The following is a 13,166-nucleotide window of genomic DNA, read 5'->3' as shown; positions in this document are numbered from 1 at the left end:
GTTCAGAGTTCACGACCCGAGGAGAGTCTTCACGATGTTTACCGATGCACCCCTGGCCCACGCCCACTGCGACCTCTACTGCGGCGTGTACGACCCGGCTCAGGCCATGATCGAGGCGATGTCCTGCCTGAAGATCGCCAAGAAGTATGCCGATTCCGACGACGAGGTCTTTCGTGCCCGCTGCATCATCTTGAAGGAGGAGCGGGCCGAGTTGGTGAAGCAGCACATCATGGTGTTGTGGGCCGACTTCTTCACCGCCGATCACCGTAAGGAGTTCGCCAACCTGGACGATCTCGTGTGGCGGGCCATCCATCAGGGTGGTGAGGCGAAGAAGTCCATGGACCCGGCCGTCAGCCAGACCCTGGTCGACCTCATCAACGAGATCGCCGAGATCTTCTGGAAGACCGAGAAGTCCAAGGCCTCTGGCGTGTACCCGCCCAACGCCTAAGGGCCACACGCATTGACGCAGCGTTCTCGGGAGCGGCCGATCGGTGAGCTCAGGCTCGCCGATCGGCCAGGAACCCAAAGCGTTCCCGGGTGGCTGCTGTTGCTTGAGGGTCGATGTCGACGAGCAGCAGTGCCTCGCGTTCGGACGCTTGGGCCAGCACCTCACCGTTGGGGCTGATGACGGCCGAGTCCCCCGCATAGTTCAGGCCCGCGCCGTCGGTCCCCACGCGGTTCACTCCAATCACATATGCCAGGTTCTCGACCGCTCGAGCCCGCAGCAATGCCTGCCAGTGCTCGCGTCGAGGCCGTGGCCAGTTGGCAACCACCAGGTAGCCGTCCAAGTCGTTGGCTCGACTCCAGTAGTCGTAGCTGAAGCGAAGGTCGTAACACACGGTGAGGCCCCAGATCATGCCGTCGATCTCAACGGTGGCCAGGTCCTCGCCGGCGTCGTACACCTCGGGCTCCTTACCGAAGCTGAACGGATGGCGCTTGTCGTAAGTGGTCAATTCCCCTTCAGGCTCGGCCGCCACCAGGCGATTGACCGGCCGGCCGGAACCCGTGTCAATTGCGAGTGATCCAGCAATCCAGCAGCCCAGCGAGCGTGCCTGGTCGGCCATCCACGTGACGCTTGGGCCGTCGGGCGCCTCGGCGACCGCATCGCCATCGAGACTGAATCCGGTGGCGAACATCTCGGCCAGCACGATGAGACGGGCACCTGCGGCGGCTGCAGCCGCCAGGCGGGGCTCCAACGCAGCCCGAGTGGCGGGGGCATCCTCCCAGACGATGTCGTGTTGAACGGCGGCGATCAGCATGCTCCAAGTGTGCCGCTCGATCGACTCGACCGCACAGTTCATCGGGAGCACCCGGCCGTTCAGCCACTCGGCCGATCAGGGCGCAGGGGTACTTGGCCGACTTCTGCGGCGATGCACCCGGCCGATCAGGGCGCAGGGGCACTTGGCTGACTTCTGCGGCGACGCACACGGGCGTTCAGGCATTCGGGCAATCAGGGAGCGGCCTCGCCTGCCTCTTCCACCTACGCTGCTGTGGCATCCCGGGGTGGCCCGCCGGGAGATTGGCGGGATAGCCGTTGGGGTGGGCCTGGCCGCTGCCGGGTGTCTGGTTGCCGAGTGTCTGGTTGCTGTGACCTGTTCGGTTGCTGGGTATCCAATGGTGGGTCGCCGGTGCCGTCGGGCGGTTGGGTGACCATTCGGAACGCCCTGGCAGGGGGTGGTTGAACCTTCATGCCGTCGGAGGTCTTGGCGATGGTGAGGCCTTGTTCGTGGATCATGGTGTGGTGCCTTGAACAGACGATGCAAAGGTTATCGAGATCGGTGCCGCCGCCCGCTGACCACCAGGTGATGTGGTGAACCTGGCAGAACTCGGGGGAGGCGTGGCAGACGATGCAGCCGAGATCGCGAGCGGTGACTGCCAGCCTTTGAGCCGATGTGGCGAGGCGTGTTCGGCGGCCGAGCCACAACGGTTGGCCCTTTGCCCCGAAGATGGCAGGGATGATCTCGGCATCGCAGGCCAGCCGAGCGATCGTGTCGATGGGCAGCGGAGTGCCGTCTTCGAGCGTGCCGGCGCCGAGTTGTTGGCTGAGAAGGTCGAGGTTGGCGATGACGAGCAGTTGCGTGTGGTTTGGAGGGGGTGGCAGCGGAGCTTGGGCGGTGGGCAAGGTGTGGTCAGGAGTCGGCACGGCAGCGGTGTCGTTGGTGGGGGTGCTGTCGTTGGGGGTGCTGCCGCTGTGCGGGTCGACCTGATCGCCCTTGCTCGTGCTGGTGCTGGTGCTGGTGCTGGTGCCCGTGCCGGTGCTTGTGCTTGTGCCGGCGGACTGGCAGATGAGGGTTTCGAGGGCATCGGCGCGGCGTTGATCGACCTGACGCTTGTTTCGGACGCCTCCAGCCAGGTTCTCGGCCCTCCAAAGTTTGTCGACCATGGCCTGAAGCGGGTTGAGACCCGGGCGCCGGTGACCGGATCAAACTTGGCGAACAGGTGATGCATGCCGGTGTCAGGATCGATCCACATGGAGGCCATGCGGGCCCGTCGCTGACACCGGGCCTGGGTGTTGCCGCCGTCGGGTGAACCGTCGAGGTCGTCCTTACGCATGGTGCGGGCGAACTCGTCGGTGCTTTCGCCTCTTGCTCGCTCCAACAACGCTTCTTCGTTGGCGCGCACGTGCTTGGCGAGCGCCGGTTTGTTCATGCGTGACGCGAGTTGCTCGGCCTGGCCCTTGCTCATCTCGCCAGCCGCGAGCGCCTCACGGGTTTTGGACAACTTTTCCAACCCTTCGGCGGTTTTGGCTGCCCGGTTCGCCTCCCGGGACGACATTCCCCCGGCTTTGGTGAGTCGATCCGCTGGATCACTTCGACGGCGCTTCACCTCGGCGGCCACCAGCGATCGGCGGGCGGCGACCGCCGAGTCGACCTTGGCCAACGCGGTCAGCTCGGCATCCAAGGCTGCCAGGTCCAATCCGGATACGGCTCGACCGGCAGAGAGTCCTCTGCACAAGCAATTCATAGAACTCACCTCCCGTTGAAACTCGAAGAACTCGTCCGCCTCCGAAACCTCACCCGGTTGATAAACCTCGGATGAGGTGCCGAAACGAGCTGTGATGACAACAACCATGATACCGAACATGTGTTCGTAAGTCCAGGGATTGTTGTGGGATGCTGAGCGGTGGTGATCGGCGCCGTCGCTGAGGCCTACGAGGATGAACGCAACGGTCCTTGGGTCAGCGCGGAGAGGCGGCGGCCGGCCTCGGCAATCTGATCGGGTTGTTTGCAGAAGGCAAACCGCACCATTGCCCCGCCGCGGTCTGGGTCGACGTAGAACGCGCCCAACGGGATGGCACCCACGCCCACAGCCTCGGGGAGTCGCAGGCAGAAGTCACGGCCGTCAGCCACGCCGGTCCACGAGGCATCTGCGGTAATGAAGTAGCCGGCCTCGGGCGGGGTCACGTCGAATCCCACCCCGGCGAGGACATCCAACAGCAGACCTCGCTGCTGGTCGAGTCCGGCCCGTACCGCGTCGATCGGTGCCTCACCCATCGCCAATCCGGCGACGACACCCCTCTGAAGCGCGCCGGGAGAGGTGTAGGTGAGGAACTGCTGAGTGCGCCGCACCGCTTTGATCAGTTCTGGTGGACCGGATGCCCAGCCCACCTTCCATCCCGTCAGCGCAAAGGTCTTGCCCGCCGATGACAGGGTGATGGTGCGCTCGAACATGCCCGGCATGGTGGCCAGAGGTACGTGGCGGTGACCGTCGAAGCACAGGTGTTCGTAGACCTCGTCCGTGATCACCACCAGGTCTGCATCGATGGCCACCTTGGCGATGGCGTTGCGCTCTTCGTCGTCGAGCACCCGCCCGGTGGGGTTGTGGGGCGAGTTGATCAGCAGGGCCCGGGTGCGGTCGGTGACGGCGGCCTCGAGCGCATCGCCGTCGAGCCGCCACTTCGGCGGACGGAGCGTCACCGGTACCAGGCGTGCACCCGCCAGCGCTGCGACCGCTCCGTAGCTGTCGTAGCTGGGCTCAAGCACGATCACCTCGTCCCCCGGGGCACAGATGCCGAGCACCGATGCAGCGATGCCTTCCGTGCAGCCGACGGTCACCAACACGCCGGCGTCGGGGTCGACCTCGAGGTCGTAGTAGTGCCGCTGGTGGTGTGCGATGGCCTGACGCAACTCGGGAATGCCGGTGGCGGGGGCGTACTGGTTGGGACCGGACCGAAGTGCTGCGGCGGCTGCCTCGATCATCTCGATGGGACCGTCTGCGTCGGGTGCTCCTTGACCGAGGTTGATGGCGCCGTGGGCAGTGGCCAGCGCGCCCATCTCTGCGAAGATCGTGGTGCCAACGTCGGCCAGCGGATGGTGGGTCGAGAGCAATGGCCTCCGGGCCTTGGTGCCCGGGGCAGAGGTGCTGAGGGCAGAGTTGCCTGGGGCGGTTCGCTCCGGCGTGTCTGTCGACGAAGCGCCGATGGCTTCGGGCGTTGCGCCTTCGGGTGATGCGCCTTCGGGTGATGCGCCTTCGGGTGATGCGCCTTCGGGCGAAGGGTGAGCCGAGGAGCTGTGGGCGTTGCTCATCTCGTGATCGAACCTTCCGGGGTGGTGACGTTCAGACGGCCCGCCCATTGGGGATCGACGTGCCCCTCGGCGACGAGCCATCGGTAGGTGTCGGCGATGGTGCTCCATCGATCTCGAAACACGATGCCCAGGGTGTCGAGCGTCGGGGTTGAGTCCACCGGGACCATCCGGGTGGCGTTCTCCATGGCCTCACGAGTTAGTTCGAAGTCCACGGGGGCACGCACCGGGGCGGCTTCGGCGACGCGCCCCAATCCGCGCATGACGGCGCCCGGCACCCTTCGACGCCTTGGAGCCCGTCCGGTCATTTCGTCGAGAATGTCGGCCAGTTCGCCCCAGCGCACAAAGTGTCCACCCAGCATGAATCGGCGGGGTCCGCGGCCGGGGCGCATCATCGCAACGTGGGCGGCGGCAACGTCGCGTACATCCACCAGGTTGAGGCCGCTGGGCAGCACCCAACGGTCGCGAATCCAAGAGATGGCCGCCTGGTGCATGGCAGGCAACGTGGCGCCCGGCACGATTGGACCGAAAACACCGCCCGGGTAGGTGATGGTCACCGGGGCGCCGGCGACCTGCATCCCCCGAGCAAATCGCTCGGCATCGCATTTGGCACGGGAGTAGCCGTGAGCGACGGAACTCAACGGCGAGTTGACGGTGACGACCGATTCGTCCAGGTCGAACACCGACACCGACGACACCGAGATGATCGGATCCAACCGGGCTGCGGAGGCCAGTTCCAGCACGGTTTCTGCCGCCTGTGTGTTGAGGCGGTTAACCCGCTCGGCATCGCTGCGCTTGAGCGCAACGGTGGCGGCGGCGTGCAGCACGGCGTCACAGCCGTCGATCGCCCGGTGTACCGCTTCCCGGTCGGTGGCGTCCCCCACCATCACCTCGGTTGGCTCGGTGGCGAACGGGCGGAAGGTCCGGGCGATCCGTTCCGGTCGACGAACCAACAGCCTCACCTCATGGCCGTCCCGCAAGAGCGCCGCGGCGGTATGCGACCCGACCAAACCTGTACCACCAGTGACCAGAACCTTCACGTATGCCTCCCGGACACCATGGTGGCACCGTCCAGCCGTCGCGCCCAACGCCTGTGACCACGGGTCACGGCCCACGGGTCACGACCACGGCCACGGCCACGGCCACGGCCGCGGCGCCATAAGCCGCCGAGGCGCACACGGGCCTGGAATGCAAGCGAGCCCCACCGTGGTCGCCGCTTGGGCGATGAGGTGGGGCTCGCTGCGGAGGTCGCTCTGAGGAGCTCCTCCATTGGTGTGGGTGTTGTCAGCTCAGACGCTCGACCACCATGGCCATGCCCTGACCGCCGCCGACGCACATGCTTTCCACACCGAAGGTCTTGTCTGCGGTCTGGAGGTTGTGGATGAGGGTGGTCATGATGCGGGCGCCGGTCATGCCGAACGGGTGGCCCAGTGCGATTGAGCCGCCGCGGGTGTTCAGCTTGTCCATCGGGATGCCCAACTCGTCGGCGGACGGCAGCACCTGTGCGGCGAACGCCTCGTTGATCTCGACCAGGTCGATATCGTCGATCGACATGTTGGCTCGCCCGAGCGCCTGCTTGATCGCCTCGACCGGGCCGAGGCCCATGATCTCGGGGTTCAGGCCGGACACGCCGGAAGACACGATGCGGGCCAGCGGGGTCAGCCCCAACTCCTTGGCCAGGGTGTCCGACATGACGACGACGCCGGCAGCGCCATCGTTGAGCGGGCAGGCATTGCCGGCCGTCACGGTGCCGCCTGGGCGGAACACGGGCTGAAGGCCGGACAGCTTCTCGGCGGTGGTGCCACGACGGATGCCGTCATCGTCCTTGACGACGGTGCCGTCTGGCAGCGTGATCGGGGTGATCTCGTCCGCCCAGTAGCCCTCGTCCAGGCTTTGCTCGGACAGGTTCTGGCTGCGGGCGGCGAACTCGTCCTGCGCCTCGCGGCTGACCTGCTTGTACTCGGCCACGTTCTCGGCGGTCTGGCCCATGGCGATGTACACGTCGGGCAGGTTGTCGTGGGGCGCCCAGTCGGCTTCGTTGCCTTCGGCCAGCGTGGCGGTGCGTGCCTCGGCGTCGGCGAAGAGCGGGTTGTGGGGACCATCGGCCATGCCGTAGATGAACCGGCTGACCGTCTCGACCCCGGCTGCGACAAAGCAGTCGCCCTCGCCGGCCTTGATGGCGTGTGCGGCCATGCGGATCGTCATCAGGGACGAGGAGCAGTAGCGGTTGACGGTGACACCGGGGACCTGGTTCCAGCCCATGAGCACGGCGGTGGCCCGACCGATGTTGTGACCGGACTCGCCGGCCGGCTGACCACAGCCCATGATCAGGTCGTCGATGTGGTCGGGGGTGATCTGCGGGACCTTGCTCATCAGGTCGGTCAGCACCTGGGCGGACAGGTCGTCCGGGCGCATGTCCTTCAGGGAGCCCTTCATGGCCCGACCGATGGGGCTGCGGGCGGTGGCGACGATGACTGCTTCGGGCATGTTTCCTCCGGTAGTGGGTCGGCTGAATGCCGGCGACGCCGATCGACCAGGAGCGGTCGACGGCTGGATCGAGCGCTCAGCCGATCGTGGTTACCGCATGGTAACAACCGCTGGGCTCACGGCGCGAGCCGACGCGTTCAGCGGTGTGCCGTGACGGCGGGAACGGTGGTGAGACCGACGAGGTAGCTGTCGGTGGCGCGACGCTGGAAGAACCGCGTCACCGGCAGGCCAATGCGGGTGATCAGGTTGGCGGGACGCCATACCGCGTCGATCGCGGCGGTGAGTGCGCCACCGTCGTCCCGCTCGACGAGAAACAGCTCTTCGCCCACCTCCGGGTGGTGTGGGAGCGTGGCGTACACGAAGCCAAACCGGTCGGGCTCGTCGATCACCTCGACGATGCGGCAGGTGCCGGTGACCGAACCGGGTCCGACGGGGTAGGCGAAGGCCAGCGTGGTGCCGATCGCGATGTCGGGCGACGGGGGCGAGAGCGTGACGCCGGCCGATCGTTGCGCGGCCCAGTCGGTGATGGCCCGACGGGCGAGGTCGAAGTCGTCGTGTTCGACCAGGCGTGTCCAGCGGTCCCGCCGAAAGCCGCTCGGAACGGGGGAGTGCAGCATGCCCGCCGGTGCGGTTGGTGCCTCTGTCGCCGCCGACGCCGCCAGCCGGGCCAGCACATCGGTCGCCGGCTTGCCGAGGTGGAAGATCGACATGGCGGTCGCTCCTTGGTGTGGGTCGACGAAGGGGAGCTCGGCAAGCGATGCGAGGCCAACGTGCCGAACCCGAGGGCATTCAACGTACCTGTGTTCGCACCATGCCGTCGAGCGCCAGGGAGTGCCGCCGGGGCGCCATGGCGGTGGCGCCGTCTCACTCCAGATCGACGCCGAACTCGAACGGTTGGCGCACAGTGCCGAGGCGTTGTCGTCGGCTGTGGGTGAGGTGGTGCTCGCCGAATTGCGGCGGCACTTTGGCGGCTTCGTCACCGACTACCTGGACCGTGCGCGCAATCCCGAACCCGACTGACGGTCCGGGTGCTTCAGGGAAAAAAGCGGCTGACCGTGTCGACGACGCAGCTGGGCTTGGGGGCGCCGTCGACGGTGAGGCTCACCCGCACGACGGCCTGGGTGCCCCCGCCCACCTCATCGACCGACATCACCTCGGCGGTGCCCCGAACGAGCGAGCCAACCGGCACGGGCGACGGGAACCGCACCTTGTTGACGCCGACGTTGACGCCCATCGAGGTGCCGGTGACCTCCAGCATCTTTGGCAGCAGGTCGTTGACGAGCGACAGCGTGAGGTAGCCGTGGGCGATCGGCCCGCCGAAGGGGCTCTCGGCGTTGGCCCGCTCGACGTCGACGTGGATCCACTGATGATCGCCGGTGGCGGTGGCGAACGTGTTGACCCGCTCCTGGGTGACCTCCACACCTTCGCTGGGGCCCAGCGTGGTGCCGACCAGTGAGGCCAGGTCACCCAGGGCCACGGTCGTGACCGGCTGGGGGTTGACCGGCTGGGGGTTGACCGGCTGAGGGTTGGGCGTGGGGCTGGATGCGTCGCTCATCACTGGGTCCTGATCGCTTGAGGGGCGGGGTTGCTTGAGGGGCGGGGTTGCTTGAGGGCTGTCTATACGATCGGGCGGGGCCGGTTCAGGCGTGCTGGCTGGAGACCGAGATGACCTCGCCGGTCAGGTAGCTGGCCAGGTCCGAGGCGAGGAACACCATCACGTTGGCCACCTCCCACGGTTCGGCGCCCCGCCCGAAGGCCTCTTGGCCACGTAGCTGGTCGAGGAGCCCGTCGGGGGTGACCTTCTCGAGGAAGGCGTGCATTGCCAGGCTTGGTGCCACAGCGTTGATGCGCACGCCGTGCTCGGCCGCCTCCATGGCCGCCGAGCGCGTCAAAGCCATGACGCCGGCCTTGGCTGCCGCGTAGTGGGCCTGCAACTCCTGGGCGCGCCAGCCGAGCACCGAGGCGTTGTTGACGATGGCGCCTCGACTCCGTTCGTACATGTGGGGCAGAACGGCCCGCAGGCAACGGAAGGTGCCGGTGAGGGTGACGTCCAGCACCACCGACCACTGCTCGTCGGTCATATCGACGATCGGGGCGTTGCCGCCCAGGCCCGCGTTGTTCATCCACACGTCGATGCCGCCGAGCGCCTCGATGGAACCCGCGACCAGGTTTTGGACCTGGGCCTCGTCGGTGACGTTGCACAGGATGGTGGTGGGCCGGTCGCCCAGCTCGGCCAGCCGATCGGCGGTCTCGTTCAGGCGTCGCTCGTGGAGGTCGGAGATCACCAGTCGGGCACCCTCCAGCTGGCAGCGTTCGGCCAGAGCGGATCCGATACCGGTGCCGGCAGCGGCGGTGATGACCACGCCCTGGTCGGCCAACAGGTTCCGCCCCGGGGGTGGAGTTGGTGCGGTTGGGGCGGCGTGGTTTTCGGTCATGGTGGCTGCCTGTCGTTGCTCGGGTTGTGGGTGGACGTTGCCCGTGGTGTGCTACTTGGCGGCGGGTCGGGGCTCACGGGGCAGCCCAAGTGCACGCTCGCCGATGACGTTGCGTTGGATCTGGTTGGAACCGCCGTAGAGGGTGTCGGAACGGGTGAAGAAGAACAACCGGTGCGGCGCCGCCATCTCGTCGCCATCATGGGAGTTGTCCGCACGGCCATACGGCGTGAGCGTTGCCTCGGGCCCCAGTGCGGACATGGCGGCCTCGCCCATGTCGCGGTGCAGCGACGCCCAGTACAGCTTGTGGATCATCGCCTCGGGCATCAACTCGCCTGAGTCGCTCACACCCAGGCTGCGCACCGAGTTCCATCGCATGATCCGAAGTCGCACCGAGAGCGCCGCCAACTGCTGGCGCAGCGCCGGGTCGTCCCAGCGGCCCGTCCGTTTGGCGTCGGCGACGATGTCGGCGAACTCCCGCTCGAAGGCGGCCTGCTGGCCCAGCGTCAGTGCACCCCGCTCGAACGCGAGGGTGCCCATGGCCACTTTCCAGCCTTCTCCCGGTTGGCCGACCACCAGGTCGGCGTCGGTGCGGGCCCCATCGAAAAACACCTCGTTGAACTCGGCGGTGCCGGTGATCTGGCGGATTGGCCTGGTCTCCACCCCATCGGCATCCATCGGCACCAGCAGATAGCTGAGACCGTGGTGTCGGGTGCTGTCGGCCTCGGTGCGGGCCACGACGAAGCACCAATCCGACCATTGGGCCAGCGAGGTCCAGACCTTCTGTCCGTCGATCACCCACTGGTCGCCTTCAAGGCGAGCCTTGGTGGAGACGTTGGCCAGGTCGGAGCCGGCGTTGGGTTCGGAATAGCCCTGGCACCAGTACTCGGTGCCGTCGACGATGCCGGGGAGGAAGCGTTGCTGTTGTTCGGGGCTGCCGAAGTGGATCAGCGTGGGGCCAAGGAGGCCCTCACCGATCAGCCCGGCTCGACCCGGGCCTCCGGCCCGTGCATATTCCTCGTGGAAGATCACCTCCAGGTGCAACGGCAGGCCCCGGCCGCCGTGCTCGGTGGGCCAGCCCACACACGTCCAACCACCCGAGGCGAGCTCACGCTCCCACGCCATGCGCTCCGCAATGAAGGCGTGCTCGTCGCCGGGGCCTCCACGGCCCTTGAGCACGGCAAACTCGTCGGTCAGATGCTGGTGCATCCACGTGCGCACCTCGTCACGAAAGCTGTGCTCCTCGGCGGAGCGCCCGAAGTCCATGGTTACGTCTCCTCGGCGGTACGGGGGGGGGTGACCTACCGGGCGGATACTGCCATATCGGCGGCCCCGGAGCCTGATCACGGCACGGGTTCAGGCTTGCTGATTCGGACCCGCCACACTGGTGCGGTGGAGAAGGCGACGTGAAGCGAGGTCGACGGCGGCGCTGGCCATGGCTGCTGCTGATCATGATCGTCGCCGGCGGCGCGCTGGGTTGGTGGCTGAACGGTCGATCCTCGTCGTCCATGGAACGCCGCAGCATCTCGTCGGCGGGCGTCAAGCGGAACTTCGCCTGGTTCACACCGGAGTCGATTGCGCTGGAAGGCGGTCGGCATCCGTTGGTGATCGTGCTGCACAGCCTGGGCATGGAAGGCGAGGGGATCGCCTTCATCGGCGCCTGGGGTGCACCGGCCGAGCAGGAACGGTTCATGTTGGCGTTCCCCGATGGCTTCAATGACTCTTGGAATGCCGGCGTCTGTTGCGGCGCAAGCATGCGCAACGGCGTCGCCGATGTGACCTTCATCAACGATCTTGTGGCGTGGGCCAGGCAGCAGCCCAACGTTGATCCCAACCGCATCTCGTTGGCTGGATTCTCAAACGGGGGCATGCTGGCGCTGGCGGTTGCGTGCAACCCACCGGACGGCCTGGTTTCGGTGGCCACCTCCGGCTCGTTGCCCACGGCGGGTTGTACACCGGAGCTGCCTCCCGACGTGATGTTGATCACGTCGTCCTCCGATCCCATCGTGCCGCCCGACGGTGGATTTGGCACCCTCGCCCGCCAGGACGTGTCGGGGCCGTTTCCCTCCTTGGATGACTCGGTCCGGCTCATGTCCGAGTCGAGGGGCTGCGGCAAGGCACGGCCCGGTGAGGCACCGTTCCCTGGAACGTTCACCACGAGGACCTGCGCCGACGATGCCCGACTGGACACCGCCTACTGGCCCCAGCTTGGTCACAACTACGACGGCAGGGTGACCGAGTTGATGGTGTGGTGGTTGGGCCTCGGCTCCCCGGCCGGGCGGAACTGAGACCTCGTTTCGGGGAGCGCCGCTACGAGATGCCCGCCTGGGCGCGCGCCCTGCGGAGTGACGTGACCGAGCCGCCTGAGCCGCCCGCACCAACCCGGGCAGTACCTGCGGGATGACCGGCCCCAGCGCGACCGCCAACCCGTCGCACCGGTGGCTTGCGATCATGGCGGGGCCGGGTCTCTCGGCCGTCACGATCGAGGAAGCCCACCTCGGCGAGAGCCTCGAAGAGACGAACCGGGTGTGACGAGCGGGCGGCCAGACCCGGCTCGGTGGCCGGGTCGGCCAAGAACGCCAGGTAGGTCCACAACGACTCGGCCAGGTGCGGCGGTGCGTCGAGGCCCGTGGTGCGGCAGTACCTGGGCACCATCTCGTGGAGGAACACAGGAAAGTCGTTGATGCGGAAGCGCCGTTCGGGGCGACGGGCGGCTCGCGCGTCGGCGCGCGAGGTGCCCAGGATGATGGTGATGGCGGTGCGGTTGAGCGGGCGCCCGTTGGCCAAGGCCCAGCGGGCCGCCGCCACACGCAGGTTGCGAAGGTCGGGAGGGAGATCGGTGGAGGTCATGGCCCCATCATGCTGATGAGGTGTGACAATCTCACCCGTTCCGCTCACGCCCCAAACTCAGTAGAAGGGGTTGTCTCCGGAAGCGTGGTCGGTGACGTCGATGACGTTGCCGATCTCGGGGATGGCGGCGTTCAACTGCACCTGGATGCCCTGGGTGAGCGTCATCTGGGTCATGGAGCAGCCCTGACAGCCACCCCCCAGGGTGATGTACACCTGGTTGTCGTCGTCAACCCCCACCAGTGTGGCGAAGCCGCCGTGTGAGGCGAGGCCCGGGTTGATCACCTGCTCCAGAAGTTGCTGCACCTGGGAGGCCATGTCCCCGGAGCGGTCCAGCTCGACGCCGGCCAGCGGATCGGGGCGGTTGGGGTTGCGGATCACCAGGCCTGCCGAACCCGCCGCAGGCGTGTCCAGGACTGCACCGGTGAGGTCTGGAACCGTGGCTGCGGGGATCATGACGGTGAGGCCGTCCTGGAGGACCCTCAGATCGTCGTCGGCCGCATCAGACAGGTTCTCAAAGCTGAGGTCGTAGCTGTACTCGGCGCCGTTGGTGCCGGTGATCTCCACCCGCAGACCCAGTTGCTCCGGGTCCGGCTCGGTGTTCAGCACGCCCTGCACGACCTCCATGGCGGCCGGGGTGACGGTGAGTACCACGGCCTGTTCGGTCGCCCCGTCCGCGCCAACCTCGCTGACTGCGGGACCTGGGCGTTCGGCGGTGGCGACCGCCGATCCCTGATCGCTGTCACTGGTTGGGGTTGGGTCGGTGTCGACGGACACTTGGCCTCCAATTCGGGGTGGTTACGAAACAACTTTACCGGCCGAGGCGGCGCTGCCCCCAGCCGCGCCGGGCGTTGCTACTCGCCGGTTGGCCCGGCGC

The 13,166-nt window shown here is 67.0% G+C and carries 14 protein-coding genes; 3 read left to right on the top strand and 11 right to left on the bottom strand.

Features of this window, described 5'->3' with window-relative positions:
• The first annotated feature begins 34 nt into the window (after positions 1-34).
• A complete protein-coding gene (gene sodN, locus MPARV_RS0104470; protein ID WP_012231558.1) occupies positions 35-448 on the top strand; it encodes a superoxide dismutase, Ni in 414 nt (137 codons plus the stop codon).
• A gap of 49 nt (positions 449-497) precedes the next feature.
• On the opposite strand, the gene MPARV_RS0104465 is transcribed toward sodN, so the two are convergent.
• The 6 genes from MPARV_RS0104465 to MPARV_RS22205 all read right to left on the bottom strand — a co-directional run bounded on the left by MPARV_RS0104465 (position 498) and on the right by MPARV_RS22205 (position 7,720).
• A complete protein-coding gene (locus MPARV_RS0104465; RefSeq protein ID WP_031277249.1) occupies positions 498-1,259 on the bottom strand; it encodes a nitrilase-related carbon-nitrogen hydrolase in 762 nt (253 codons plus the stop codon).
• A gap of 221 nt (positions 1,260-1,480) precedes the next feature.
• A complete protein-coding gene (locus MPARV_RS0104460; RefSeq protein ID WP_020377394.1) occupies positions 1,481-2,383 on the bottom strand; it encodes an HNH endonuclease signature motif containing protein in 903 nt (300 codons plus the stop codon).
• Positions 2,384-3,149: 766 nt separating this feature from the next.
• On the bottom strand, positions 3,150-4,526 hold the full coding sequence (locus MPARV_RS0104450; protein WP_020377392.1) for an aminotransferase class I/II-fold pyridoxal phosphate-dependent enzyme: 1,377 nt from the start codon (positions 4,524-4,526) through the stop codon (positions 3,150-3,152).
• A complete protein-coding gene (locus MPARV_RS0104445; RefSeq protein ID WP_020377391.1) occupies positions 4,523-5,563 on the bottom strand; it encodes an NAD-dependent epimerase/dehydratase family protein in 1,041 nt (346 codons plus the stop codon). Before MPARV_RS0104445 ends, MPARV_RS0104450 begins: the two co-directional genes overlap by 4 nt.
• Positions 5,564-5,807: 244 nt before the next feature.
• On the bottom strand, positions 5,808-7,010 hold the full coding sequence (locus tag MPARV_RS0104440; protein WP_012231547.1) for an acetyl-CoA C-acetyltransferase: 1,203 nt from the start codon (positions 7,008-7,010) through the stop codon (positions 5,808-5,810).
• 137 nt (positions 7,011-7,147) lie between these two features.
• A complete protein-coding gene (locus MPARV_RS22205; protein ID WP_020377389.1) occupies positions 7,148-7,720 on the bottom strand; it encodes a DUF1990 family protein in 573 nt (190 codons plus the stop codon).
• Positions 7,721-7,841: 121 nt separating this feature from the next.
• Here MPARV_RS22205 and MPARV_RS0104425 point away from each other — a divergent pair, with 121 nt between their 5' ends.
• Positions 7,842-8,030, top strand: coding sequence for a hypothetical protein (locus MPARV_RS0104425; protein ID WP_020377388.1), 189 nt, complete (start codon positions 7,842-7,844; stop codon positions 8,028-8,030).
• A gap of 13 nt (positions 8,031-8,043) precedes the next feature.
• Here MPARV_RS0104425 and MPARV_RS0104420 read toward each other — a convergent pair whose 3' ends face one another.
• From MPARV_RS0104420 to MPARV_RS0104410, 3 genes are all read right to left on the bottom strand, one after another.
• Positions 8,044-8,565 (bottom strand): MaoC family dehydratase, encoded by a 522-nt coding sequence (locus MPARV_RS0104420; protein WP_020377387.1) that lies wholly within the window; start codon positions 8,563-8,565, stop codon positions 8,044-8,046.
• Between the two features lie 85 nt (positions 8,566-8,650).
• Entirely contained in the window at positions 8,651-9,445 is a 795-nt protein-coding gene (locus tag MPARV_RS0104415) for an SDR family oxidoreductase (protein ID WP_020377386.1), read from the bottom strand.
• Positions 9,446-9,496: 51 nt separating this feature from the next.
• On the bottom strand, positions 9,497-10,708 hold the full coding sequence (locus tag MPARV_RS0104410) for an acyl-CoA dehydrogenase family protein (RefSeq protein WP_020377385.1): 1,212 nt from the start codon (positions 10,706-10,708) through the stop codon (positions 9,497-9,499).
• A gap of 140 nt (positions 10,709-10,848) precedes the next feature.
• On the opposite strand from MPARV_RS0104410, the gene MPARV_RS22200 reads away from it, so the two are divergent.
• Positions 10,849-11,730 carry a CE1 family esterase gene (locus MPARV_RS22200; RefSeq protein ID WP_020377384.1) on the top strand — a complete coding sequence of 294 codons (882 nt, stop codon included), beginning with the start codon at positions 10,849-10,851 and terminating at the stop codon, positions 11,728-11,730.
• A gap of 22 nt (positions 11,731-11,752) precedes the next feature.
• On the opposite strand, the gene MPARV_RS0104400 is transcribed toward MPARV_RS22200, so the two are convergent.
• Both MPARV_RS0104400 and MPARV_RS22195 read right to left on the bottom strand, forming a co-directional pair.
• Positions 11,753-12,292, bottom strand: coding sequence for a hypothetical protein (locus MPARV_RS0104400; RefSeq protein ID WP_020377383.1), 540 nt, complete (start codon positions 12,290-12,292; stop codon positions 11,753-11,755).
• Between the two features lie 57 nt (positions 12,293-12,349).
• Positions 12,350-13,066, bottom strand: a complete 717-nt coding sequence (locus MPARV_RS22195) for an iron-sulfur cluster biogenesis protein NfuA (RefSeq protein WP_012231535.1) — start codon at positions 13,064-13,066, stop codon at positions 12,350-12,352.
• Positions 13,067-13,166: the final 100 nt, after the last annotated feature.

This window comes from Candidatus Microthrix parvicella Bio17-1 (assembly GCF_000299415.1).
GTDB classification, from domain to species: Bacteria; Actinomycetota; Acidimicrobiia; order Acidimicrobiales; family Microtrichaceae; genus Microthrix; species Microthrix parvicella.
Note: the sequence above shows the minus strand (reverse complement) of the source record. Positions and strands in the feature narration are given on the sequence as shown.

Excerpts from the sequence above, each read along its gene's own strand:
- sodN (WP_012231558.1), top strand. The coding sequence starts at position 35 with ATGTTTACCGATGCACCCCTGGCCCACGCCCACTGCGACCTCTACTGC.
- MPARV_RS0104465 (WP_031277249.1), bottom strand. The coding sequence starts at position 1,259 with ATGCTGATCGCCGCCGTTCAACACGACATCGTCTGGGAGGATGCCCCC.
- MPARV_RS0104460 (WP_020377394.1), bottom strand. The coding sequence starts at position 2,383 with ATGGTCGACAAACTTTGGAGGGCCGAGAACCTGGCTGGAGGCGTCCGA.
- MPARV_RS0104450 (WP_020377392.1), bottom strand. The coding sequence starts at position 4,526 with ATGAGCAACGCCCACAGCTCCTCGGCTCACCCTTCGCCCGAAGGCGCA.
- MPARV_RS0104440 (WP_012231547.1), bottom strand. The coding sequence starts at position 7,010 with ATGCCCGAAGCAGTCATCGTCGCCACCGCCCGCAGCCCCATCGGTCGG.
- MPARV_RS22205 (WP_020377389.1), bottom strand. The coding sequence starts at position 7,720 with ATGTCGATCTTCCACCTCGGCAAGCCGGCGACCGATGTGCTGGCCCGG.
- MPARV_RS0104420 (WP_020377387.1), bottom strand. The coding sequence starts at position 8,565 with ATGAGCGACGCATCCAGCCCCACGCCCAACCCTCAGCCGGTCAACCCC.
- MPARV_RS0104415 (WP_020377386.1), bottom strand. The coding sequence starts at position 9,445 with ATGACCGAAAACCACGCCGCCCCAACCGCACCAACTCCACCCCCGGGG.
- MPARV_RS0104410 (WP_020377385.1), bottom strand. The coding sequence starts at position 10,708 with ATGGACTTCGGGCGCTCCGCCGAGGAGCACAGCTTTCGTGACGAGGTG.
- MPARV_RS0104400 (WP_020377383.1), bottom strand. The coding sequence starts at position 12,292 with ATGACCTCCACCGATCTCCCTCCCGACCTTCGCAACCTGCGTGTGGCG.